The 24,429-nt window shown below is 61.1% G+C and carries 21 protein-coding genes; 8 read left to right on the top strand and 13 right to left on the bottom strand.

Going from position 1 to position 24,429, the window contains the following annotated elements; translation table 11 throughout:
- Positions 1-24 precede the first annotated feature (24 nt).
- From rpsF to Bravens_RS09610, 5 genes are all read right to left on the bottom strand, one after another.
- Positions 25-315 (bottom strand): 30S ribosomal protein S6, encoded by a 291-nt coding sequence (rpsF, locus tag Bravens_RS09630; RefSeq protein WP_019174235.1) that lies wholly within the window; start codon positions 313-315, stop codon positions 25-27.
- Between the two features lie 126 nt (positions 316-441).
- Entirely contained in the window at positions 442-1,719 is a 1,278-nt protein-coding gene (locus Bravens_RS09625) for a hypothetical protein (RefSeq protein WP_062022864.1), read from the bottom strand.
- A 3-nt stretch (positions 1,720-1,722) separates the two neighbouring features.
- On the bottom strand, positions 1,723-3,966 hold the full coding sequence (locus Bravens_RS09620) for a transglycosylase domain-containing protein (RefSeq protein ID WP_062022860.1): 2,244 nt from the start codon (positions 3,964-3,966) through the stop codon (positions 1,723-1,725).
- A 253-nt stretch (positions 3,967-4,219) separates the two neighbouring features.
- A complete protein-coding gene (locus Bravens_RS09615) occupies positions 4,220-5,932 on the bottom strand; it encodes an AMP-binding protein (RefSeq protein ID WP_062022858.1) in 1,713 nt (570 codons plus the stop codon).
- A 46-nt stretch (positions 5,933-5,978) separates the two neighbouring features.
- Positions 5,979-7,496, bottom strand: coding sequence for a CCA tRNA nucleotidyltransferase (locus Bravens_RS09610; RefSeq protein ID WP_062022856.1), 1,518 nt, complete (start codon positions 7,494-7,496; stop codon positions 5,979-5,981).
- A gap of 81 nt (positions 7,497-7,577) precedes the next feature.
- Between Bravens_RS09610 and Bravens_RS09605 the strand changes: the two genes are divergently transcribed.
- From Bravens_RS09605 to Bravens_RS09575, 7 genes are all read left to right on the top strand, one after another.
- A complete protein-coding gene (locus Bravens_RS09605) occupies positions 7,578-8,063 on the top strand; it encodes an NUDIX hydrolase (protein WP_019174230.1) in 486 nt (161 codons plus the stop codon).
- Positions 8,060-10,327: a DUF6049 family protein gene (locus Bravens_RS09600; RefSeq protein WP_062022853.1), complete on the top strand. Its 2,268-nt coding sequence runs from the start codon at positions 8,060-8,062 to the stop codon at positions 10,325-10,327. Before Bravens_RS09605 ends, Bravens_RS09600 begins: the two co-directional genes overlap by 4 nt.
- Positions 10,328-10,344: 17 nt before the next feature.
- Positions 10,345-11,973 (top strand): murein biosynthesis integral membrane protein MurJ, encoded by a 1,629-nt coding sequence (murJ, locus tag Bravens_RS09595; protein ID WP_082791125.1) that lies wholly within the window; start codon positions 10,345-10,347, stop codon positions 11,971-11,973.
- 53 nt (positions 11,974-12,026) lie between these two features.
- The gene (locus Bravens_RS09590; RefSeq protein ID WP_062022850.1) at positions 12,027-14,258 is read left to right on the top strand and encodes a hypothetical protein; all 2,232 of its coding nucleotides are present in this window, start codon (positions 12,027-12,029) and stop codon (positions 14,256-14,258) included.
- Between the two features lie 119 nt (positions 14,259-14,377).
- The gene (trxB, locus tag Bravens_RS09585) at positions 14,378-15,316 is read left to right on the top strand and encodes a thioredoxin-disulfide reductase (protein WP_062022847.1); all 939 of its coding nucleotides are present in this window, start codon (positions 14,378-14,380) and stop codon (positions 15,314-15,316) included.
- Between the two features lie 2 nt (positions 15,317-15,318).
- Complete coding sequence (gene trxA, locus Bravens_RS09580) at positions 15,319-15,639, top strand: thioredoxin (RefSeq protein ID WP_019174225.1); 321 nt, start codon at positions 15,319-15,321, stop codon at positions 15,637-15,639.
- A gap of 70 nt (positions 15,640-15,709) precedes the next feature.
- Positions 15,710-16,834, top strand: coding sequence for an N-acetylmuramoyl-L-alanine amidase (locus Bravens_RS09575; RefSeq protein WP_062022844.1), 1,125 nt, complete (start codon positions 15,710-15,712; stop codon positions 16,832-16,834).
- A 102-nt stretch (positions 16,835-16,936) separates the two neighbouring features.
- On the opposite strand, the gene Bravens_RS09570 is transcribed toward Bravens_RS09575, so the two are convergent.
- The 8 genes from Bravens_RS09570 to rpmH all read right to left on the bottom strand — a co-directional run bounded on the left by Bravens_RS09570 (position 16,937) and on the right by rpmH (position 22,006).
- Complete coding sequence (locus tag Bravens_RS09570) at positions 16,937-18,085, bottom strand: ParB/RepB/Spo0J family partition protein (RefSeq protein WP_062022842.1); 1,149 nt, start codon at positions 18,083-18,085, stop codon at positions 16,937-16,939.
- The gene (locus Bravens_RS09565; protein WP_062022839.1) at positions 18,078-18,977 is read right to left on the bottom strand and encodes a ParA family protein; all 900 of its coding nucleotides are present in this window, start codon (positions 18,975-18,977) and stop codon (positions 18,078-18,080) included. Before Bravens_RS09565 ends, Bravens_RS09570 begins: the two co-directional genes overlap by 8 nt.
- Positions 18,978-19,072: 95 nt before the next feature.
- Positions 19,073-19,696, bottom strand: coding sequence for a 16S rRNA (guanine(527)-N(7))-methyltransferase RsmG (gene rsmG / locus Bravens_RS09560; protein ID WP_062022835.1), 624 nt, complete (start codon positions 19,694-19,696; stop codon positions 19,073-19,075).
- Positions 19,693-20,196: a Jag family protein gene (locus tag Bravens_RS09555; RefSeq protein ID WP_062022833.1), complete on the bottom strand. Its 504-nt coding sequence runs from the start codon at positions 20,194-20,196 to the stop codon at positions 19,693-19,695. The genes rsmG and Bravens_RS09555 overlap by 4 nt, the downstream gene beginning before the upstream one ends.
- Positions 20,197-20,202: 6 nt before the next feature.
- On the bottom strand, positions 20,203-21,150 hold the full coding sequence (gene yidC, locus Bravens_RS09550; RefSeq protein WP_061944488.1) for a membrane protein insertase YidC: 948 nt from the start codon (positions 21,148-21,150) through the stop codon (positions 20,203-20,205).
- Between the two features lie 23 nt (positions 21,151-21,173).
- Positions 21,174-21,548 carry a membrane protein insertion efficiency factor YidD gene (yidD, locus tag Bravens_RS09545; protein ID WP_061944485.1) on the bottom strand — a complete coding sequence of 125 codons (375 nt, stop codon included), beginning with the start codon at positions 21,546-21,548 and terminating at the stop codon, positions 21,174-21,176.
- Positions 21,529-21,867, bottom strand: coding sequence for a ribonuclease P protein component (gene rnpA, locus Bravens_RS09540; protein ID WP_061944961.1), 339 nt, complete (start codon positions 21,865-21,867; stop codon positions 21,529-21,531). The genes yidD and rnpA overlap by 20 nt, the downstream gene beginning before the upstream one ends.
- A 1-nt stretch (position 21,868) precedes the next feature.
- Complete coding sequence (gene rpmH, locus Bravens_RS10485; protein ID WP_081499682.1) at positions 21,869-22,006, bottom strand: 50S ribosomal protein L34; 138 nt, start codon at positions 22,004-22,006, stop codon at positions 21,869-21,871.
- A 472-nt stretch (positions 22,007-22,478) separates the two neighbouring features.
- Here rpmH and dnaA point away from each other — a divergent pair, with 472 nt between their 5' ends.
- Positions 22,479-24,017 carry a chromosomal replication initiator protein DnaA gene (gene dnaA, locus Bravens_RS09535; RefSeq protein WP_062022830.1) on the top strand — a complete coding sequence of 513 codons (1,539 nt, stop codon included), beginning with the start codon at positions 22,479-22,481 and terminating at the stop codon, positions 24,015-24,017.
- Positions 24,018-24,429 lie beyond the last annotated feature (412 nt).

Here is a 24,429-nt window from a genome sequence, read left to right as displayed (position 1 = left end):
AGCGCTGACTGTTTTCGAAAGTGATTACTGAGCTTCGGGACGAAGGATCTTGGTGCGCAGAACAGCCTCGTTGAGGCCGAGCTGGCGGTCGAGTTCGTGTGAAGTTTCCGGCTTCGCGGTGAAGTCGACGACTACGTAGTAGCCTTCGGTCTTCTTGTTGATTTCGTAGGCGAAGCGACGGCGGCCCCACACGTCCACGTTGTCGACCGTTCCGCCGTCAGCGGCAACGACCTTGAGCAGGTTTTCAACAGTGGAGTCCACGGAACGCTCTTCGAGTTCCGGTTCCAGAATGAGCATGAGCTCGTACTTACGCACGTGTAACCCACCTCCTTTGGTCTGAAGCGGCCATGGTCTTTCCATGGCAGGAGGGTATGTGCAGTGCTTCCGTCATAGCTCAGTTCTACACCGAGGCCATGACACAAGCCATCCTATCTTAGTCGTTCAGTGCACTTCGGCGCCACTCGGCGTGGTGCCGGCAGGCTCGCCATCGGCGTTTTTCAGGGCTCCGGCGGCAAACACCCACACCAGCAGGCCGGCGAGCGCCATCCAACGCAGAGTCGTGAACACAAAAAGCCATCCCGGCACGAGCCCCTTGCCGGGGTCAATCGCATCGGCGTCTGCCAGGTTGACCGCGATGAACAGCGCGGCCTCGGACAGCATCCAAAGGAAGTGCAGCACGAGGCTGTGCACGGCTACCGCGGCAAACGGCACCAGCCACAGGGCCTCACCAACACCCGCCCGAGGTGCCGTCAACAACGCGGCCACCAACAGCACCGCTGTTATCGGCAGGGCGCCGGCGGCTGCGCCAGCACGCAGGAAAAGCAGAACCGCGACAACTGCGACGGCCGCAAAGAGCACAACGAGCGCGGCTACGTTGAGCGCCGAACCTTCAGCCTGGTAGGCGGCAAGCGAGAACAGTGAGCCGCGGTCAATTCCGTCGGTCAGCCACATGTGGACTCGTCCGGCAATCCTGCCGTCAACGACGACCAAAGCACCGAGGGTGACCATGAACAGCCCCGCCACGGTCAGGACTGACTGAGTGGATCCGCGCCCCACCGCAGCAATGCCCCAACCAAGCAGAACAATGACCGCCAGCGGGCTGATAAGAGCAGCCACCGCAAACATGACCGCAACCAGCACCAACGTCGACAGGGGCCTGCCCGCAGACCCGCCCGGCACCTCGGCAGCCGGGCCCTCCCCGGCCAGCACCAACGCCCACAGGGCCAGTGCAAGACCCACCGGATCGAGCGACTGCCCGATCGAGAAGAACACCACCGGCGACAGCGCGAACACCGCAAACCACGAACGGTCCCCCAGCAGCCGCAACAGGGCCATGCCCGCCAGCAGGAACGCGGCGAAGTTCAGCACCAGCAGAATCGCCATGCTTTCACCCGGCGAAAGAACAGCGCCAGCACCGGCAGCAAACCAATCGGCGGCGGGGCTGATCAGTGCAGAGCCCGTACGGCCGGGCGCTTCCGGCCAGCCGGCACCCAGCAGTCCATTGGCAATGGGCGAAGCGCACATTCGGTACGACGCGTGCGGCATTTCCCAGCCTGCCGCAATGCACGGCACCTGCCGCAGAATGCCCGCAAGCCCCACACATCCCAGCAGGACAAGTGACGCTGCCGCCTGAAAACGCAGGTAACCCCTGCCGGGTGCACCGAGGAACTTTCCTCGACCGCCCAGCAGGGGTGCTGCGATATCAGCCGGTGACCGCATGAATCAGTTGCCGCCCGATGAATCCGAATCAAGCTTCTTCGGCTTGTCCGGCTTCGGTTCCTTCGGCTTCTTAGGCTTTTCCGGTTCCTTCGGCTTGTCGTTCTCCTTCGGCGGCTCCTTCTTGTCGCCCTCGTCCGGCTTGGAGTCTTCGTTCGAATCCTCGACTTCCGGAGCCTTCGTTTCCTTCGGCTTTTCTTCCTTCTTCTGTTCCTTCTTTTCTTCCTTCGGCTTAGTGCGCGGACGGTCGTAGTTGCGCTGCACCGGTGCGCTGCGCGAACCGCCGGACTTGTTCTTCGGCTTTTCAACGTCCGGAAGCTTGCCGCGTTCGGGGAACTTCTCGACGTCCATGCCCTTCATGGCGCCCTGCATGTAGCTCGTCCACGCGATCGTGGGGTACGAACCACCCGTAATGGATCCACGGCCGCCGTAGGCGCCGATCTCGATGGGCTTGCCCTTGTCGTCATAGCGGAAGATCGACACCGCCGTCGCCAGCTGCGGGGTGTAGCCGACGAACCAAGCCGACTTCGACTCGTTCGACGTACCGGTCTTACCGGCAACCGGACGGCCGAGGTTCGACGCGTAGCTGCCCGAACCGCCCTGCACCACGCGGCTGAGCGCATAGGTGGTTTCGGCCATGACGTTCTTGTCGAACTTCCTTTCGCCCTTCGTGTCGGGCTTGTACAGCGATTCGCCTTCGGGGTTGACCACTTCGACAACGAAGTGCGGTGTGCGCTGCACACCCTCAGCGGCGAACGTTGCAAACGCTCCGGCCATCTGCAGGGTGGTGGGGCTTGCGGTGCCGAGCACGTTCGAGGCGTTGGAGTCCAGACCCTGCGTGTTCTCCGGCAGGCCGGCGCGCACTGCGACGTCCTTTGTCTTGTCCGGGCCCACGTCGATGTTGAGCTGCGCGTAGGCGGTGTTGATCGAACTCTGGGTTGCCTTCAGCAGCGTCACTTGGCCGTAGCTGGCGCCGCCGTAGTTTTTCGGGGTCCACGTGCCGCCGCCTGGCCGCTGGAACGTCTGCGCCGAACCGGTGAACGAGTCGCTCAGCGTAAAGCCGTTTTCCAGACCGGCCACCAGGGTGAACGGCTTGAAGGTCGAACCTGCCTGTGCGGTGTCCTGCGTGGATGCGTTGTGCATCCGCTTGAAGTAGTCCTTGCCGCCGTAGATCGCGCGGACTTCGCCGGTCTTGGGGTCAACCGAGGACAGTCCGACGTGCATGCCGGATTTGAGTTCCGGCAGGTTTTCCACGGACTTGACCGCGGACTTCATCATCTTCTTGTCGATGCCCGTCTGAATCTGCAGACCACCGCGGTCAATCTGTTCGTCGGTCAGCCCACCGGCGGTCTTCAGTTCATGGCGCACAGCATCCATGAGGTAGCCGGTCTGGCCCTTGCGTTCATTGTCAGACTTGGGCTTTTGGAACTCGGGAAGTTCGACCCTGTCGGCTTGTTCCTGCGTCAGGTAGCCCAGGTCGACCATGTTGTCGATGACGTAGTCGAAGCGCTCCTGCAGGCGCGAGGGGTCTTCCGCCGGATCTTTTGCGCCGGGCGTCTGAATCATCGCTGCGAATGCTGCGGCTTCTTCAACCGTGAGGTCTTTTGCGTCCTTGTGGAAATAGGACTGTGAGGCCACCTGCACGCCGTAGCTGCGACGGCCCAGGTAGATGGTGTTGAGGTAGTTCGCCATGATCTGGTCCTTGGACAGTTCCTGGTCCAGTTTGATGGCGATGAACATCTCCTTAACCTTGCGCTGCAGGGAGAATTCGTTCGTCAGGTAGTAGTTCTTGACGTACTGCTGGGTGATTGTGGAACCACCGCCGGCGTAGTCGTTCGTGATGATGCCGACTGCTGCACGAAAGATGCCCTTGATCGAAATGCCGCGGTTTTCGTAGAAGGTTTTGTCTTCTGCGGCCTGTGCGGCGTAGGCCATGTTCGGCGAGATATCTTCGGGTTTGAGGATCTCGCGGTTTTGGTCCTTGAAGGTGCCGATGACGTCCTTGCCGCCCTTGTAGTAGACGTGCGAGGTCTGGCCGGCAGCTTCGGCGTTGGGTTCGGGGATGGGCGTGAGGGCATAGCCGATGGTGAAGCCGGCAATTGCCAGCAGGAACGCACCGAGCAGGCCGAAGCCCCACAGGCGGGCAGACGGCAGCCATCGCGTCCAGCCCTTCTTGTTCTTCCTTGGGTAGTTGAGGAAGAGGCTGGCACTGGAATTCTTTGCCGCTGCCTTTCGCTTAGCAGTGGACACAGTTTTCCCCCAATACGAAAAGACAGATCATTTCAGTCAACCACAGTTGACTGGGAGTAGTCCTACAAATGTGCCGAATTTCATTCGGCTGGCTCGATTCCTGTGACGCACCTCAATCACGAGGCGCCGCCTGCCTGCCGCTCAGGCCGGGCGAGGTGCCGCTGAGCTGGGCACGGCGAAGAGCCGGTGCACGGTGCACCGGCCCTTCGCTTAAGCCCAGATCAGGTTGGCTGCAGTACAGACCGTTTTCTTGTCAGCCCTTGAGTCCGGGGAAGTCCGTGTCGGCCCATTCCTGGGCGGTGACGGTGGCTTCTCCGAATTCGGGGTGAAGTTCGAGCTCGCGGGTGCGCAACTCCACGCGGCGGATCTTGCCGGAAATAGTCTTAGGCAGTTCTGTGAATTCAATGCGGCGGATGCGCTTGTAGGGTGCGAGCGTTTCGCGGCAGAACTTCAGAATCGATTCGGCCGTGGCCGCGGTGGGCTCCCAACCCGGTGCCAAAACGACGTACGCCTTGGGCACTGCCAGGCGGACGGGATCCGGGGACGGGACAACGGCGGCTTCGGCGACCGCTTCGTGTTCGATGAGTGCGGATTCGAGTTCAAACGGCGACAGGCGGTAGTCGCTTGCCTTGAAGACGTCGTCGGCGCGGCCGACGAACGTGATGTAGCCGTTTTCGTCTTTCGCTGCGACGTCGCCGGTGTGGAAGACACCGTCGTAGAAGGCTTCGGCGGTTTTGACTTCATCCCCCCAGTAGCCCTGGGTGATGCCGACCGGGCGCGGGTCGAGAACAGCGCAGACTTCGCCTTCATCGCCGAGTTCGCCGGTGGCGGGGTCGCGCAGCACGATGTCGTAGCCGGGCAGCGGGCGGCCCATGGAGCCTGGAACCATTTCCTGGCCGGGCGAATTGCCCACCATGAGCGTGGTTTCGGTCTGGCCGAAGCCGTCGCGGATGTCAGTGCCCCATTCGGCGCGCACACGGGAAATGACTTCCGGGTTGAGCGGTTCGCCGGCGGACATGGTCTTCTGCGGCGGGGTGGGCAGCAGGCTGAGGTCGGCGTGGATGAGCATGCGCCACACGGTCGGAGGAGCGCAGAAGCTGGTAACGCCCACCCGCTCCATGGTCTTCATGAGCGCCGCCGCGTCGAAGCGAGCGTAGTTGTAGATGAAGATGCAGGATTCTGCGATCAGCGGGGTGAACAGGTTCGACCACGCGTGCTTAGCCCAGCCGGGGGACGAAATGTTGAGGTGGATGTCGCCGGGCTCCATGCCGATCCAGTACATGGTCGACAGGTGTCCCACGGGGTAGGACGTGTGGGTGTGGGCGACCATCTTCGCCTTCGACGTGGTGCCGGAGGTGAAGTACAGCAGCAGGAGGTCGTCGGCTTTTGTCACGCCGTCTGCTTGGAAGTCTTCCGAGGCGCCGGCTGAGTCTGCGTAGGAAAGGTCTTGTTCGCGCTGGGGTTCACCGCCGACGACGATCCGCTTGAGGTCGACTGAAACATCGTCGAACTTCGCGGCTGAGGGTGCTTCGACGACGACGTACTGGGCTTTGCCGCGATCGGCGCGGTCCTGCAGGTCGATGGGGCCCAGCTGGACGGTAGTGGGCATCAGCACAGCACCGAGTTTGATGCCGGCGAGCATGGTTTCCCACAGTTCGACCTGGTTGTTGAGCATGACCATCACGTGGTCGCCGCGTTTAACACCGGCTTCGCGGAGGAAGTTGGCCACCTGGTTGGAGCGGCGGCGCAGAGTGTCATAGGAGTAGATGTTCTCCTGACCGTCTTCTTCGACGATCCACAGTGCCGGGTTGTCGTTGCCTTCGGCTACCTGATCGAACCAGTCCAGTGCGAAGTTGAACTCTTCAAAGCGCGGCCAGGTGAATTCACGGCGTGCTGCTTCGAGGTCGGTCCGGTACCGCAGAAGCGTGTCGCGGGCTTCGCGGAAGGTGGTGGTGACATCGCTCATGTGCGATTCTCCTTCTGTGATCTGGGCCTCTTTGCCAGATCTAAGACTAGCCCGCCTCGGGTTGTTCTGCCCACCAGGTCAGCAGAGCGGCCTTGGCCGTTTCGAAATCAGACGGCCCGTTCTCCATCCGCAGCTCCAGCATGTGCTTGTACGCCCGGCCCACAACCGGCCCGGGTGTGATGCCGAGGATCTCCATGATCTGCTGTCCGTCGAGGTCAGGCCGGATGGCGTCGAGCTTTTCCTGCTTCTGCAGGTTCTCGATGCGCCGCTCGAGGTCGTCATAGGCCCGCGCCAGACGGTCTGCCTTGCGTTTGTTGCGGGTGGTGACATCGCTGCGGGTCAGGATGTGCAGCCGAGTCAGCTGATCGCAGGCATCCGTGACGTAGCGGCGCACAGCCGAATCGGTCCACCCGGCATCGCCGTATCCGTAGAAGCGCAGGTGCAGCTCGACCAGGCGGGCCACCCGTTTGGTCGTGGCGTTGTCGAAGGTGAGCGCACGCATCCGCCTGCGTACGAGCTTCGCGCCGACAACATCGTGGTGGTAGAAGGTGACCGCACCGTTGGGTTCAAAACGGCGGGTGTCGGGTTTGCCGATGTCGTGCATGAGCGCGGCAAAGCGGACCGTGAAGTCTGGGACTGAGATTCTCAGCTGCGAATCAGCCGGCAGCGGTTCATCGGCATCGTCGTCGTCTGCTGCCGCGGCATCCGCTTCGGCCTGTTTGCGGGCGTAGCGCTCTTCAAGTTCAACGGCCTGGCGCAGCACCGTCAGCGAATGCCAGTAGACGTCCTTGTGCCGGCCGTGTTCGTCCTTTTCTTCCCGCAGGCGTGCAACCTCTGGCAGGAAGACATCCGCAAGACCGGTGACCACCAGCAGGTCGATCCCCTTCCACGGTGCTTTTCCGCAGATGAGTTTGACCAGTTCGTCCTTAATCCGTTCAGCCGACACGATGTCCGTTCGCCCGGCCATGTCGGTCATGGCCTCGCGGACGTCATCGGCGACCTCGAAGTCCAGCTGGGATGTGAAGCGGGCCGCCCGCATCATGCGCAGCGGGTCATCGCTGAAGGAGTCCTCCGCTTTGCCGGGTGTGCGAATCCGGCCGGCTGTGAGATCTTCCAGACCGCCGAACGGGTCCACGAAGACTCGGCCGGGCAGGCGCACCGCCATCGCGCCGATCGTGAAATCACGGCGCACAAGATCGTCATCGAGATTGTCACCGAAGGCCACAACGGGTTTGCGGGACTCAGAGTCATAGCTTTCAGCCCGATACGTGGTGATCTCAATCTGGAAGCCCTTCTTGACCAACCCGATGGTCCCGAACTTCTTGCCGATATCCCACCACGTGTCCGCCCAGTCGCGGATCAGCCGCACAATGTCATCCGGCCTGGCGTCCGTCGTGAAGTCGAGGTCCGGCATGTCCCGACCCAGCAGAGCATCGCGCACAGAACCGCCCACCAAAGCCAGTTCAAAACCGGCATCGGCAAAGGTCCGGCCCAGAGGACCGAGCACATCGTCCAGTTTCTCGAGTGCCTCGCTCAGTCGAAAGTGCGCTGTCGCTGCGTCCACGCAGACCTCCTTTTTTGTCCCGTACAAGGGTACCCGCGCGCTCACAGAAGCCGCGGAGGCCCGAACGGTAGGGTAGATCCCATGATTCGACCGCTTCCCAAACCGGGCCCCTTCCCGGTTCGCTCGCAGGCTGTGGAGGAAACCTCCGCCGGCGGGCTCGTGGTCGATTTTTCCTCCCCCGGCCGCGAAGTCGCGGTCATCGCCCGCATCAACCGCGCCGGCAGACTCGAATGGTGCCTGCCGAAGGGCCACCTGGAAGCAGGCGAAACACCCGCCCAGGCCGCCCGCCGCGAAGTCGCGGAAGAAACCGGCATAGAAGGCAAAGTCATCGCGCCCTTAGGCAGCGTCGACTACTGGTTCTCCGCAGCCGGGTTCCGCATCCACAAGGTCGTCCATCACTTCCTGCTGCGCGCAGTAGGCGGGGAACTCACTGTCGAAAACGACCCCGATCACGAGGCGGTGGCAGCCGAGTGGGTCCCCTACGCTGATCTTGGCGAACGACTGTCATTCGCCAACGAACGCCGCATCGCGCTCGCCGCCAGCCGACTCCTGCGATACCCGTCATGAAGATCATCCGCCCGATCGCCGCAGCAGCTGCCGCGGCACTGACAGTCCTGCTGGGAACCACTCCCCTGCCCACCCCAGCGCACGCCCAGCCGGCACAGGAGCAGAGCTCCGCCTCGGCAGAAGAAAAAGACAGCGCCCCCGCCCAGAAGCCCGGTGTCGAGATCACCTCGATCACCCCGTGGCTCGATGACAAGGGCACCCTGTCCATCAGCGGGAACGTGCGCAGCGGTGATGCGGAACTGAAGACGCCCACGCTGCAGGTGGGTATGTCCACCCAGATTCTCAACTCCACCGACTCCGTCAACGCGTGGGCAGACAGAGCCAATCCCCACAGGACGCTGACGACAATCGCCCCGAGCTTCAAACCAGAAGACGGCGATGACGCCATCACAGCAGCCCCCCTGCCGGGGACCATCAAAGCCAACAGCACGGCCCGCTTCAGCGTGACCATTCCCGCCGCAAAGCTGGGCCTGTCAGCCAAAAAGCCACTGTCCACGTGGGGTGCGCGCGGCATCCGCGTTGCCGTCACAACAGAAGCCGGGCCCTTCGGGGAACCGACAACGGCCTACACGACGTGGTACCCCAACCCGAAAATCGACCACACCAAGCTCGGGGTGATCATCCCCGCGACCATCACCCGGTTCGGCCTCGACGGAAAGTACATCCCCCAAGACCTCGAAAAAGCCGCCGCGGGCGGAGAACTCCGCGACCTGCTCGACGCTATGAAAAAAGCCCCGGATGCCGCGATCGCCCTCGATCCGCGCCTGGTGGTCAGCATCAGCAGCACTCTGGAAACCCAACAGGCCCCAGAGGAAACAGAAGCGCCCGACTCAGATGAAGAGAGCGAGTCGAAACCGGGCAGCTACAAAGAACTCGAAGGGTTTTGGGACGAATTCCGGGAAGAGCTCACCAAACACGACATCATCCCGCTGCCCTACGCTGACGCCGACCTGCGCAGCATCCGCGCCGTGGGCGAAGACAAGCTGGCCGAAACGGCACAAGCCGCCTCTCGCCAGATCACAGAAGCGGTTCCCGAACTCGAAGGCAACGGCAGAATTCTGCGCTACTCCTGGCCGGCAGCGGCGGGAGCCGACAGCAAACACCTCGACACCTTCCACTCGACCGGGCACGACGCCCTGCTGCTGAGCGAAGACCAGCTGCCAGCAGAAACTTCGTACACATCGAACGCCCGGGCCCGCATCACCGCTGACGATGTCGGATCCAACATCCCGGTGCTCGTCACCAACCGCGACCTCAACGAAGCTCTCGGCATCACCCAGGCAACGCGGACAGGCGACGACACACCCGGCGAAGCTGACGGCGTCGACGATCCTGAGGCTCAGCCCAGCGAGCGCCCCCACTCCCCCAGAACAGCCGAAGACATCAGCCGCACCATCGCACTGACCGCAGCCATCACCTCGGAACGGCCCTTCGACCAGCGCTCCATCCTCATGAGCCTGCCCCGCCACACAGCAGAAGCAGACTGGGCAGACCTGGCAGCCATGCCGGAAGACCTCCCGTGGCTTGACCCCATCAGCCTGCCGCAGCTGGAGAAAAGCGAAGAATCCGACCGTGGGGCCTTCGTCACCGCGCAGAAGACAACCCTGCCGGCCCCTACGCTGGCGCCCCTGCCCGGCCTGTACACAGACATCGGCGTCTTCGATTCGCTTTTCGCCAACCCCACAGAAGCCCGCACCGCCGATTCGCGCATGCTCCTGACCTGCGCATCCGTCGGCTGGCAGAATCAACCCGCAGATCTTGACGAATGCGTCGAAAGCGCTACCAAAGCTGCCGAAGGCTTCGGCGGGCGAATCGGCATCGAGCAGGGTTCAACCGTCCTGCTGGTCACCGGGGAATCGACCACAATCCCGATCACGGTGCACAACAATTCGACCCGCGAAGCCGAACTCTCCGTCAACCTGCGCCCCCAAACAGCACAGCTGCAGGCCGAAACCTCACCCACCCAGACCATCGGCCCGGGCGAACACGCCCGCTTCACCGTCCCCGTCAAAGGCATCGCCAACGCCGACGTGCCCGGCCGCATCAACCTCATCGCAGCTGACGGCACCACAATCCCCACCGACGAAGAAATGCTCGTGAGCGTCCGCGCTGACTGGGAGAACATCGGCACCGCCATCGTCGGCACCGGACTGGCCATCGTGTTCGTCGTCGGCCTGTACTTCTCCGTCCGCCGCGGCCGACCCAAGATCCCCCAAAGCCAACTCGAAGCGGCCATGGCGCGCGCAGAAAGCCAAAACGACTAGTCCCCCTGAGGAGTTTTGTGAGCACATCAAAAGCAGCGTCATTCGCCAAATCCTCAGCGATCATGGGAGCCGGAACCCTCGTCTCCCGCATCCTCGGCCTGGCCAAAACCATGCTGCTGACCGTGGCCATCGGCGTCACAATCGGCGGTGCCGCTGACGCCTTCGACGTTGCCAACAAAATTCCCAACAACCTCTACATGCTGCTGGCCGGCGGAGTGCTCAACGCCGTCCTCGTCCCGCAGATCGTCCGCGCGGCAGAACAGCCCGACGGCGGCAAGGACTACACCGACAGACTGCTGACCCTGTCGATCCTGCTGCTGGGCGGACTCACCATCATCGCCACCGCGGCCGCCCCGGTGCTCATCTGGCTGTACTCGTCATCCACGTGGTCGGCAGAACAGACCTCACTGGCCGTCGCCTTCGCCTTCTGGTGCCTGCCTCAGCTGTTCTTCTACGGCCTGTACACAATGCTCGGCCAAGTGCTCAACGCCAATTCGTCCTTCGGGCCCTACATGTGGGCGCCGGTTCTGAACAACGTTGTGGCCATCGCCGGACTGATCGTGTTCATCTGGATGTTCGGCCCCGGCTCCGAAGGCCAACACCCCGTGGGCGAATGGACCGGGCCCATGATCGTCGTACTCGCCGGATCCGCAACACTCGGCGTGGTCTCCCAGGCCCTCGTTCTGATCTGGCCGCTGAAACGCATGGGCTTCCGCTACACACCCCGCTTCAATTTCCGAGGCGTCGGGCTCGGCACAGCCGCGCGTGTTGCCGGCTGGACCTTCGGTGCGCTGGTCGTGGGCCAGCTGGGCTTCCTCGTGATTTCCCGCGCGGCTGCGCTGGGCACATCCCAAGGCGGCGAAGTCAGCGCCTCAAACGCCGCATACACAATCTCCTACCTGATCTTCATGCTGCCGCACTCACTCGTCGCGGTATCACTCGCAACAGCACTCTTCACACCGCTGTCAAAATACGCTGCAGCCGACGACACCGCCGCCGTGAAAGACAGCTTCCGCACCGGGGTGAACCTCGTCGGCCTGGTCAACATGTTCTTCACCGCAGCCTTCATCGCACTGGCCGGGCCTGCCGCCATGGTCGTCGGCGGGGCGGGCTTCGAACAGGCCCGAGCGCTCAGCCTGGTCATCATCGCCATGATCATCGGACTGGTCCCCTTCAGCGCCAACTACCTGCTGCAGCGGGTGTTCTACGCCTACGAAGACGCCAAAACCCCGTTCTGGATCAACCTGCCCCAAGTGGTGCTGACCTCCATCGGCGTGATCCTTTCCGCCCTCTTCCTGCCCCGCCACCTGATCGTTGCCGGCATCGGCCTGTCAATGAGCACCGGCTACACCATCGCAATGCTGCTGTCGTTCATCCTGCTGCACAAGAAGATCGGCAACCTCGGCGGCAAGCGGATCGTGTTCGCCCACCTCAAATTCGCCGTGGCAGCTGCCCTATCCGGTGTCATCGGCGCATTCCTGCTGAGCCGACTGGGCGACTTCTGGGCAAGCCGCGCAACCGCGTTCATCACCGCGGCCGGCATCGGCATGATCATGCTGATCATCTACTTCGGCATCTGCTGGGCCCTGCGCGTTCCGGAACTCCGCTCACTCATAACCACGGTCCGGGCCAAACTCGGCCGCTGATCTTCTTTTCAGACAATGGCGGTTAGAATCAAAAACCACAGAACACACGGGAGGTGGGACAGCTGACAAGCGCAGACCGCGGCACAGTCATCGCCGACCGCTACGTCATATCTGAAGTGCTCCGACCCTGGCTTCCCGACCACCCAGAAGCAGGCCAGGTCAACCTCGGCCTCGACGCTGTCCTCGACACCCCCGTCATCGTCTACACCGCCCGTGAAGACACCGCGGCCGGCCTCTTCAGCACCGCCAACCGCGCCGCCCTGCTGGCTGATCCGCGCATCCCCGCCATCACAGATGTCGGCATGCAGGACGACCTCGTGTACATCGTGTGCGAACGCACCGGCGGCACCCCGCTGTCGAAAATGCTCGCGGGCGGACCCCTCACGGTCGACCAGGCAACAGCCGTCGTCGGCGAAGTCGCCACAGCACTCACCCATGCCGACAAACGCGGCCTGCACCACCTGATGCTCGGCCCCGAATCCGTTGCGGTCACCCCCGAAGGCGAAGTCATCATCCGCGGAGTCGGCATTGACGCGGCAGTCGCCGACGCCGTCGAAGGCCTCGAAATCGACATGCTCACGTCCAGCCGCGCTGCCCGCCGTGACGCCCTGGACATCATCAACATCTTCTACGCCGCAATCACCGGCCACTGGCCCGACGACCACGGCCGGGCCGGCCTTCCCGCAGCCGGACGCAAAAACCGCCGCATCACACCCGTCGGCGCTTTCACGAACGACCTTTCCGATGACCTCGAAGTATTCCTCTCCGGGGTTGTCGGCGGCACCGACCCCGGCCCCCGCTCCCCCAGCGAAATCGTTCGCTACCTGGGCGAATGGGACACAGGCCTTCTGACCGAACTGCCGCAGCTGTCCCGCACAGAAAGCGAACTGTTCGCCGAAAGCGCCGGCCCCACACACCCAGAACCCGACGAAGTCGCACCGGAAGCCAGCGCATCCGACGCCCAGATGGCCAACGCCTGGGCCCGCATCGGGCTTGTGCGCCCCGGAGTTTCCGGCGCCGCCGCCGGCGTCAGCGGAAGCGGCGTCACCCCCTATGACGACCGCATGAAAATGGCGAAAGCCACCCGCTTCCCGCTGTCGCCCGACCAGCTGAGCGGCAAACCCGAATGGACCGCCGAAGACTCGACGCCAAGCACCGTCAGCGCGCACGATCCCAACCTCACCGCGCCCATCATGCGCCGTGACGAATCAGACCCCACCACGCAGGCCATGCCCATCGTCCACGAACCCGAAGAACCCGCCGCGGACGACGGCGACGGTTCATGGTTCCTGGGTGGAATGTTCCAAACCCGCGAACAGGAATACGCGCGTCAGCGCGCCGAATACGATCACGAACGCCGCCTGCGCGAACACGCCCGCCAGCGCGCCGAAGAAGCACAGGCAGCAGAACGCGCCCAGGCGACAGACAACCAGCCGGCCCAGCAGCCGGCTGAAGCGCGACCGCAGGCACCCATCGTCAAAAGCGCCCCAGCGGCCACACCGGCACCCAACCAAACCAAACGCACAGCGGCAGGAGCCGGCGCCGCGGCAGCCGGCGGCACCTCGGCGGTAGCTGGTGCTGCGGCCAGCAGTGCCGCAGTCCGCAGCACTGCCAGCGGTTCCGCAGCCGGCACCTCGGCAGCTGAGAAAGCCCAGAACAGCCAAACCAAGCGTTCAAAGAAGGGGCGCGGACCGGTCTACACGGCACTCGCGCTCATCACCGCCGGCATCATCGTGCTGGTGATCGCAATCATCTGGATGTATCAGGCCGGCGGCGGCGACACCGACACTGCGACCCCACAGCCGGCACCCGAAACCAGCACACCGGCACCCGCCGAAACGCAGGAAGCAGCTGAACCGGTCAAGGTGAAGATCACCAAGGCCAAACCACTCGACCCGCAAGGCGATGGAACGGAAAACAACGCGGCAGCCAAGAACGTCCTCAAAAAGAAGGGCGAATGGACCTCCGACCGCTACAACACGCCCGAATTCGGCGGACTCAAAGACGGCCTCGGCCTCGAACTGACTCTGGAAGGCGAACAGAAGCTCACCAAGGTCGTACTCGACTCCAAAGCCAAGGGCGGTTCCTACGAAATCCGGGTGGGCGACGACCCCGAAGACGCCAAAACCATCGGCACCGGCGAATTCGGCAAGAAGACCGAAGTCGAATTCGACAAACCCGTCGAAGCCGACAGCTTCTACGTGTGGATCACCGAACTGCCCACCTACGAAGGCAATTCCAGGGCGGCCTTCAGCCGCATCACCGCCTACGCAGAAGAAAACTGAGACCGGCCTCGCAGGCGGTACTCCACAGCACAGGAATAACACCCCAAACACCATCGTTGACCCAAAAGAAGATAACCGCCGGCAGCTAAGCCGGAGCAGCGCTTCCAAGGAGAACACCCGTGACCAATAAGAAGCTCATCATCGTGGGCTCCGGACCAGCCGGATACACCGCCGGCGTCTATGCCGCCCGCGCCGGATTTGAACCGCTCATCATCGCCGGCTCAGTCACCGCCGGCGGTGAACTGATGAACACCACTGACGTCGAGAACTTCCCCGGCTTCCCCGAGGGTATCCTCGGCCCCGATCTCATGGAGAACATGCGTCAGCAGGCTGAGCGCTTTGGAGCGGAAGTCATGTACGACGATGTCAAGACCATCGACTTCTCCCCCGGCGCACACCGCCTGACCACCGAAATGGGCGAAGAGTTCACAACTGAGGCCGTCATCCTCGCGACTGGTTCGGCTTACCGCGAACTGGGCCTGGACAACGAAAAGGCACTCACCGGCAAGGGCGTCAGCTGGTGTGCAACCTGCGATGGCTTCTTCTTCAAGGACCAGCACATCGCGGTGGTTGGCGGCGGCGATTCCGCAATGGAGGAAGCAACCTTCCTGTCGCGCTTCGCTTCGAAGGTCACCCTCATCCACCGCCGTCAGGGCTTCAGCGCATCGCACGCAATGGTCAAGCGTGCCGAAAGCGACCCCAAGATCGAATTCCTGCTCGACGCCGAAGTCTCCGCAGTGCACGGCGACGACAAGCTCACGGGAGTCACCGTGCGCAGCACCGTTGACGGTTCGGAGTCCGCACTCGACGTCACCGGCCTGTTCATCGCAATCGGCTCCGACCCCCGCACAACCCTGTTCAAGGATCAGCTCGACCTGCACGACAACGGCTACATCAAGGTCGACGGACGGTCGTCGCGCACCAGCATCGAAGGTGTCTTCGCTGCCGGCGACGTCGTAGACTCGGTGTACCGTCAGGCCGTCACAGCAGCCGGATCGGGCTGTGCAGCAGCCCTCGACGCTGAAAAGTATCTGGCCGACCGCGCCGATAAGGAGTAATCATGTCTCAAGAAGTCACTGACGCCGATTTCGAGGCGGAAGTCCTCAAGCACGACAAACCCGTCCTCGTCGACTTCTGGGCCCCGTGGTGCGGCCCCTGCCGCCAGGTTGGCCCGATTGTCGACCAGATCGGCGAAGAGAACGCCGACAAACTCAAGGTCGTCAAACTCAACACGGACGACAACATGAAGACCGCCGCCGAGTATGGCATCACGGGCATTCCCGCCATGTATGTCTTCAAGGACGGCAAAGTCGTCAAGGAGATCGTCGGTGCCCGGCCTAAGCCGGCGCTTGAAGAAGAGCTCGCCGAATTCATCGGCTGATCTTCACAGATCACTGTTCAGGCGCCCAATGTAAACTCATTGGGCGCCTTGCACGTTATCGGAAGAGTTTATGGACACCTTTTTTTCGCACGGGAACAGCGATCCCATCATCGCGGTGACCAAAGGCCACCTGAGCCGTTTGGGCTACAAGGTGGGTGATGCAGACGACCCCGTATTCGATCATGAGTTCGAATCAGGTCTACGTCAGTTCCAGCAGGATCGCGGGATCGTTGTCGACGGAGTGCTGGGAAAGGAGTCTCTTGACGAAATCGAGCTGGCTCGCTTCCGCCTGGGCGACCGCATTCTGAAATATGATCCCAGCCGCCCGCAGGTAGGTGATGACGTTGCTGACCTGCAGAAACGTCTTGCAAACCTCGGTCTGCTCACCGCGCGGATCAACTTTCGGTTCGAAGACGCTACGGATTCTGCCGTGCGCAGTGCCCAGCGGCAACTGGGCCTGAACCCCGACGGCGTGGTCGGACCGAAGACCATCAAGGCTCTCAACGACGTTCACCGAGACCACGCAGTTGGCAACCTGTTCAATCTGACCGAGCGCGCACGGGTGAAGTCCCTCGGCCCGTCTCTGGCTGGTCAGGTCATTGTTCTGGAATCAGCTGCGTCATACCGCCACTTCCCCACTCAGGAATTCACCCCCGAACAGGCTGAGTTCGAGCGTCGCATCAGCGACGACATTGCCCGTCGCGTTGACGGTCGACTCACTGCCATGGGTGCCGCTGTCGTACACGCAGCGAATGACAACCCTCGGATTGCAGACGATCTTCGGGCATCAGCGCTGATTTCCATTGCACAGGACAACAGCCCCTCTCCCCTGCCCAACGGCGTTGCCACGTACTACTTCGGATCTACCAAGACACCGTCGATTTTCTCCCCTGTTGGCAGGGAACTGGCAAACCTTGTTTCACGTGAAATTGCATCGCGCACTCCCCTGCTGGACTGCCGATCGCACGCGAAGTCATGGGAATCTCTTCGTGTTTTGAACACACCGAAGATCTACGTGCTGGCAGGCTACGCCAGCAATGAGCACGATCATGCTCTTCTCCAGGACGCGGACGTCCGGGCAGACATTGCCGAAGCTATTGTCGCTGCAGTACAGCGGCTTTTCCTCACAGAACAGAACGACTACGACACGGGAACACTCGATTTGAGCAACGTCCCGTGGGCCTCGCGCTCCTAAGACTCCGCAAAAGCGCTAAGACTCCGCAAAAGCGCTTACAGGCGATAGAAAAGGCCGGCACCGTGTGGTGCCGGCCTTTTCTATCGCCTTTGTTCTAAGGAATTACATTCCAAGTGCGTCGATGATGCGCTTCAGGTCCTTTTCATCGGCGAATTCAACGCTGATGCGACCCTTGCGCTTCCCCATCGAAATCTTGACTCGAGTGTCCAGTTTGTCGCCAATCGTCCGAGCAATCGATTCGAGTTCAGGGTTTGGCTTCGATGTTTCACGTGAAACGGGCTTGTCGTCTCCCCTGTTCATGAGGACTACGGCTTCTTCCGTTGCACGAACAGACAGTCCTTCGGCCACAATGCGCTGTGCCAGAACTTCCATATGCGCGGCCTCGTTCAGCCCCAACAGAGCACGGGCGTGCCCCTGTGACAGAACACCAGCAGCAACACGGCGCTGCACCAAGCCGGGAAGCTTCAGGAGGCGCAGGGTGTTGGAGATCTGCGGGCGCGAACGGCCAATGCGCTCCGACAGCTCGTCCTGCGTGCACTTGAAGTCTTCAAGAAGCTGCTGATAGGCAGCGGCTTCTTCAAGCGGGTTGAGATCAACTCGGTGAAGGTTCTCAAGAAGTGCATCGCGAAGCAGATCATCGTCGCGAACATCGCGGATGATTGCTGGAATCTCCTTGAGACCTGCTTCCTGCGATGCGCGGAACCGGCGTTCACCCATGATCAGCTGGTACGACGGTTTGTTCGCATCCACCACCCGCACAACTACGGGCTGAAGAACGCCTACTTCTTTAATGGAAGTAACCAGTTCTGCCAGGGCGTCTTCATCAAAGACATCGCGAGGCTGACGGGGGTTCGGCGCGATCTGTTCGACTGGAATCAGGCCAAATGCTGCACCGGGAACGTTCTGCAGATCCGTTTCACGTGAAACATCCTGTTGTGTTTCACGTGAAACATTCTTCTTTCCAGCCGCCGTGCTCTTCTTCGTGTTTGTAGACTGGGACTTCGTGGCACGTGTTGCAGACTTTGCCCCAGTCTTTGATCGGGGATTGGTCTTCGCAGTCTTCGCCTTAGTACGCGACTGCCTCATTCCTACAGCGGGATCGACTTTTGTTTCACGTGAAACATTCTCTTTCTTTTCGCCTTCACCGGTGAAGAAGACGTCAATTGGTCGTTCGTCGCTGACGACATCCGGGATGAGCGCGCCGATTCCGCGCCCCAGGCCACGACGACGCGACTTCGGTGCTTCACTCATTGTGCTCTACTCCTCGGTTTGCAATTTCTTCGGCGGCTTCACGGTACGACAGCGCTCCAGAAGAATTCGGATCATAGCTGATGACTGTCTGTCCATAACTCGGCGCTTCGGATACGCGCACAGAGCGGGGGATAGGGGTGTTAATGACCTGCTTGGGGAAGTGGTTGCGCACGTCTTCAGCTACCTGAGCGCTGAGGTTAGTGCGGCCATCGAACATGGTCAGCAGGATTGTTGTCAGTTCCAGTGAGGGGTTGAGGTGCTTCTGAATCAACCGAATGTTGTTCAGCAGCTGACTCAGTCCTTCAAGAGCGTAGTACTCACACTGGATGGGAATGATGACTTCGTTGGCAGCAACGAAAGCGTTGACAGTCAAGAGTCCCAGGCTGGGCGGGCAGTCAATGAAAACGTAGTCAACGCGAGAACCTTCATCCTCACGCTTCTTGAGATACTCCTGCAGGGCACCAGACAATCGCTGTTCGCGGGCGACCTTTGACACCAATTCGATTTCAGCACCCGCAAGGTCGATGGTTGCAGGAACTACGGCAAGTGTTTCGAAATCGGGGCAGTAGGCCACGGTGTCCGCCATCGCCATGTCGTCGATGATGACGTCGTAGATGCTGGGAACGTCGGTGGAGTGCTCAATGTTGAGAGCAGTACTTGCATTGCCCTGAGGGTCCGAATCGATGACAAGCACCTGCAACCCCTGCTTGGCAAGGGCTGCTGCGAGATTGACCGCTGTCGTCGTCTTTCCCACGCCGCCTTTTTGATTGGCGACGGTGAAGATTCTTGTTGAGTCCGGTTTGGGGAAGGTCGTTTCTGAGAGACGGGCTGCACGGCGGTTATCGCGTGCAATTGCCGCACCCAGGGGAGTCGACTCATCCAAGATAGGCATTCGCCCTCCATTCGCGCGGTGGGTTTTGATTACTGCCTATTCTACGCGTTTCACGTGAAACATCACGGCGCAAGAATAGAACAGTAATCGAACACTCAGCGGCGAATGACTTCGACTACACGGGTGGGCTGTTCTAGGATTCCTTCGCCCACGTGCTTGATGACGGGGGACTGGCAACGGTGAGCTTTCACTGCCTTCTTGGACTTGTAGATCTCTTCCTGTGCGCGGTCGCCCTTGATGGCAAGAAGACGTCCTTCAGGACTCAGCAGGGGAGCGCACCATTCAATGAGCTGGGGGAGTGCCTTCACTGCACGGGCGGTCACGGCAGTGAAAATTTCGATGTCCACGAGTTCTTCGGCCCGGGCACGAACAATGCGCACGTTGTCGATGCCCAGGTCATCCACGACCATCGTGAGCCAATCAACCCGACGTTCCATTGCTTCAATGAGAGTGAACGAAACATCGGGGCACGCAATTGCCAGGGCCAGTCCGGGAAGCCCCGCACCGGAGCCTACGTCGCCGACCGTGTCTCCGGGCTCAAGCAGCTCTTTCACAACCGCGCAGTTGAGGATGTGCCGGGTCCACAGCCGATCGAGTTCACGCGGGCCGATGAGGCCCCATTCAACGCCCGTTGTGGCCAGGTGCTGAGCGTAGGTCTCGGCCAGCGGCAGACGGTCGCCGAAGACCTCTGCCGCGGCCTGGGGGAGTGGTTCGATCATGACAGGCTGATGACCACGTGCCGCTTGGGGCCTTCGTCTTCGGATTCCGAAACCAGTCCGGCACGAGCAACCTGGTCATGAATGACCTTGCGTTCAAAGGAGTTCATAGGCTTCAGGGCCACGGACTCGCCGGTTTCCTTGACCTGGTCGATCTTCTTGTTGGCCAGTTCCTTCAGCTGGTCGCGGCGGCGGTTGCGGAACCCATTGATGTCGAGCATGAGCCACGAGCGCTGCCCGGTGGCCGTCTGCACGGCGAGGCGGGTGAGTTCCTGCAGCGAGTTGAGAACGTCGCCGTCACGGCCCACGAGGATGTCGACTTCAGGGTCGTCTTCCGGTGGGACAATGGCAACCTGTGCGCGGCCTTCAACGACGTCGATGTCGATGTCACCGTCGAGGTCGACAATGTCGAGGAGCTCTTCGAGGTAGTCCGCGGCGATGTCGCCTTCTTCTTCGAGAAGTTCGGCGCGGGTGGGCTTCTTGTCTTCTGTGGAGTCAGTCATCGTCGCTCACTTCTTCTTTTTCTTCTTCTTCTGACGATTCTTGCTGATGGGCTGTTGGCGCTGGCCGCCCTTCTTGACCGGTGCTTCCTCTTCGGCCTTGGGCTGCATGTGCTTCGGCAGTGCGCGGCCCTTCTTGGCGTAGCGAGCCTGCATTTCCTTTTCAGCCTTGGAACCGGGTGCAGGCATGTTGCGGATGACGATGAACTGCTGAACCATCGTCCAGGTGTTGGTGGCCAGCCAGTAGATGAGCACACCAAGCGGGAAGTAGATGCCGCCGACGGCGAAGATGATGGGGAACAGGTACAGAAGCATCTTCTGCTGCTGCATGAACGGGTTGTCCATGGCCTGCGCAGACATGTTCTTGGACATCATCTGCTTCTGCGTAATGAACTGCGTAGCAGCCATGATGATGATCATGACGGCGGTGAGGACCTTGACACCGAGGCCGTCGCTCATGAAGGTGTCGCGCAGGTAGATGCCGAAGATGGTGGCATTGTCCATCTGCTGCGCGAGCTGCTGCGTCATGCCGCCGATGGCGCCCATCTTTCCGGCAGCGATGTCCGGGACGTTGTGGATGACGCGGAACAGCGAGAAGAAAACTGGAATCTGAACCAGCATCGGCAGGCAGGAGGCCAGCGGGTTGGTGCCGTGCTTCTTGAACAGGGCCTGCTGTTCTTCGGCCATCTGCTGGCGGGAGTACTGGTCGCGCTTGCCCTTGTACTTTTCACGCAGCCGCTGCATGTCCGGCTGGAGCAGCTGCATTTTGCGCTGCGCCTTGATCTGGTAGACGAACAGCGGAATGAGGATCGCGCGAATGAGCATTGTCATTGCGATGATCGCAACTGCCCACGTCCACCCGTTTTCAGCGGGCATGCCGATGGCAGTGAAGATCTCGTGGAACAGACGGAGGATCCACGCGATAACCCACTGAATGGGCTTCAGGATTGTGTCCATGAAGTTTTCGTTCTCCTTGGCGGTCAGTCGGCCGTGTCTATTGTGCCACCCTTCGCGGATCGGGCCTTCATAGTGCGAGATTGCTTCTCCATGAAGGACCCGGGCACATAGTCGAGGCCGCCGGGTGAAAAGGGGTTGCATCGCAGCAGGCGCCACGTGGTTGCGATGGCGCCGCGGACTGCACCCTGGACTTCAAAGGCGTCGAGCGCGTATTTCGAACACGACGGGTAGTACTTGCACCTGTCGCCGTAGAGCGGTGAGATGAGTTTTCTGTACAGCCTCATGAGCCATACGAATGGCATACGAGGTGCCAGCCGGATTCCGTGCAGGATTCGGCTGCCGTCGTGTGGCACCGAGGGCAGGGACGACGGGGTGTGCTCAGAGTCTTTGGTCAGCATGGATGCGCTGCAGTGCCGTCTGGACTCTGTCTTTGAGCTCTGCGTAGTCGGAGTGCGCTGCCTTGGGGTGGGCGCGTATGACGTAGTCGCCGGTCAGCTGGTCGATGAGTTCGGCGCTGATGGCGCGCAGTCGCCTTTTGACGAGGTTGCGGGTGACGGCGTTGCCTACGGCTTTGGAGACGATAAAGCCCACGCGCGGGGCGTGGGCAGTATCGAGGTCGGCATGGACGACCAGCGTCTGGCTGCCCGCTTTTCTTCCTGAGCGGAAGATCCGCTTGAAGTCTTCGGGGCGCCGGATGCGGTTCCGTGCCGGAAGCACGTCAGGCTGAAAGGTTTGCGCGGCCCTTGCGGCGACGAGCGGCGAGGACAGAACGGCCTGCACGCGTGCGCATACGGGCGCGGAAGCCGTGGGTCTTGGCGCGCTTGCGGTTGTTGGGCTGGAAAGTACGCTTGCTCACTTGTTTCTCCGTCTAGGTCAGTCTGTGCCCGAAGATCAGGCGTTTGGCGCAGATCTTCCTGTGAAAGCTTCAGGGGCTGTCTTGCTTCCTGCGCCTTCAGGCCAAGGGGAAGTTCACACAACTCAAACGGGCCCACAAACACAGGACGCTCAAGCTTAGCCCCTTCTGCCCACCTTGGTCAAAACGAGTTGGCACCGGTGTAGGGCTCACGATCCGCGCGTTGTCGCGGATCACAGGGAATGTGCACAGCCGTCCGTGGAGAACTTTGAACTTACATTTATGTAGTTCACGGAGTCGTTCACACGATGTTCACGGACGGATCCACAAATAACATCCATGTAGTTATCCACAAAGTTGTCCACGATTGTGCATATCTTGGCCCCCGACATCGATTTGCTCCACATTCTGTGGAAAACTATGGGGACTGATTCGGAGTTCATTTCACATGTGTGGATAAACCTTGGGAAGGTCGATGAGCGACAAGACACGACTGCAGGAGATCTGGCAAGCGGTTCTCAATGCCCTTATGGCCGATCCCGCAATTCAGGCCCGTCACAAGGGCTTCCTTGCACTCGCGGTTCCCACCGCGCTTGTCGGTGACGAACTGATCGTCCTGTCGGTGCGCAATGACCTGACGCGCAAAACCCTCGAAGTCGACCTTCGGGACCGCCTGCAAGAAGAATTCTCCCGGGCGCTGGGCAAGTCCGTAACCTTTGCGATTGCTCTGGATGAGAACCTCGAACTGCCCGGTGACAACGAACCTGTCGAAGACGACAGCACAGATTCCGCAGCACCGGCAGCACCCCCGGCACCGGCACCTCGGGCGCCGATCGGCTCCCAGCCCCCGGCAGCCGCCCCGATCCCTTCCGTTCCGCACCATGCGGCACCGGCAGAACCGGCACCCGCCGTGAGTTCCGCCTCGGAAGAAGAGGACAGCGGCTTCACCGCGGCGGCCAGCGGAGCCGCGGATCTCAACCCGAAGTACACGTTCGACTCGTTCGTCATCGGGGCATCGAACCGGTTCGCCCACGCGGCAGCGCTGGCCGTGGCGGAAGCACCGGCGAAGGCGTACAACCCGCTGTTCATCTACGGCGAATCCGGACTGGGCAAAACCCACCTGCTGCACGCCATCGGCCACTACTCCATGCAGCTATTCCCCAACCTGCGGGTGCGATACGTCAGCTCGGAGGAGTTCGTCAACGACTTCATCAACACGGTCGGTTCGTCGACCACGTCTAATTCGCTGCGACCGGCTTTCCAGAAGCGCTACCGCGAAGTCGACATCCTCATGATTGACGACATCCAGTTCCTGCAGGGCAAAGACGCGACCGTCGAAGAGTTCTTCCACACGTTCAACGCCCTGCACAACGAACAGAAGCAGGTCATCATCACCTCGGACCAGCCGCCGAAGCTGCTCAGCGGCTTCGAGGAGAGGCTGCGGTCGCGCTTCGAGTGGGGTCTGCTGACGGATGTGCAGCCACCGGACCTCGAAACTCGCTTTGCGATTCTGCGCAATAAGGCAACGGGGGAGAACCTCGATGTTCCGGATGACGTTCTGGAGTACATCGCCTCTCGCGTGTCGTCGAATATTCGCGAACTTGAGGGCGCGCTGATTCGCGTGACGGCGTTTTCGAACCTCAACGATCAGGTCATTGACGTCGATCTGGCTGAAACCGTTCTCAAGGACTTCATCACGCAGGATGACACTCCGGAGATCACAGCACTCGACATCATGGGCCAGACCGCCCAGTACTTCAGCCTGACCCTGGAAGATCTCAAGGGCACCAGCCGTTCGCGCACGCTGTCGACTGCCCGGCAGATCGCCATGTACCTGTGCCGTGAGCTCACAGATCTGTCGCTGCCGAAGATCGGCCAGGCCTTCGGCGGCCGCGACCACACGACGGTCATGCACGCGGTGAAGAAGATCAAAACGCAGATGGCCGAGCGCCGCGCCCTGTATACGCAGGTCACAGAGCTGACAAACCGCATCAAACAGCAGCACCGGCTGTAGGAAAGCGTGATTCCACACTTGTGGAAAAGTCGGTGGATAACAGGATTTTTCTGTTATCGAACCTCTGGAGGGATGACAGATCGTCCGTGGATGACTGTGTAATCACATCGATGTAAGCAACAGGCGTCCACGGAAGACCACCGATTCATGAACAGAGTTGTCAACGGGGTCTGTGTGGCGCTTGGCCGCATAGACTTTCGATGACATCGATGTAATTCCACAGGTTCCACAGGGCCTAATACTGCTTCTGTACTTACTCAAAGACTCAAGAGGGAACCCGCCGATTGCTTTGACGGGCTCCGAATGACATTTCTGTCGACAGGGTTCTCGACTGCTGCGAGGCGAAGTTCTGCGATAACGCCGCTGACATGTGGTCACAGTTCCTGGCCGCCGTTGTTCCCAGCTCGCTCGG

The organism is Brevibacterium ravenspurgense (assembly GCF_001584615.1).
Classification (GTDB): domain Bacteria; phylum Actinomycetota; class Actinomycetes; order Actinomycetales; family Brevibacteriaceae; genus Brevibacterium; species Brevibacterium ravenspurgense.
Note: the sequence above shows the minus strand (reverse complement) of the source record. Positions and strands in the feature narration are given on the sequence as shown.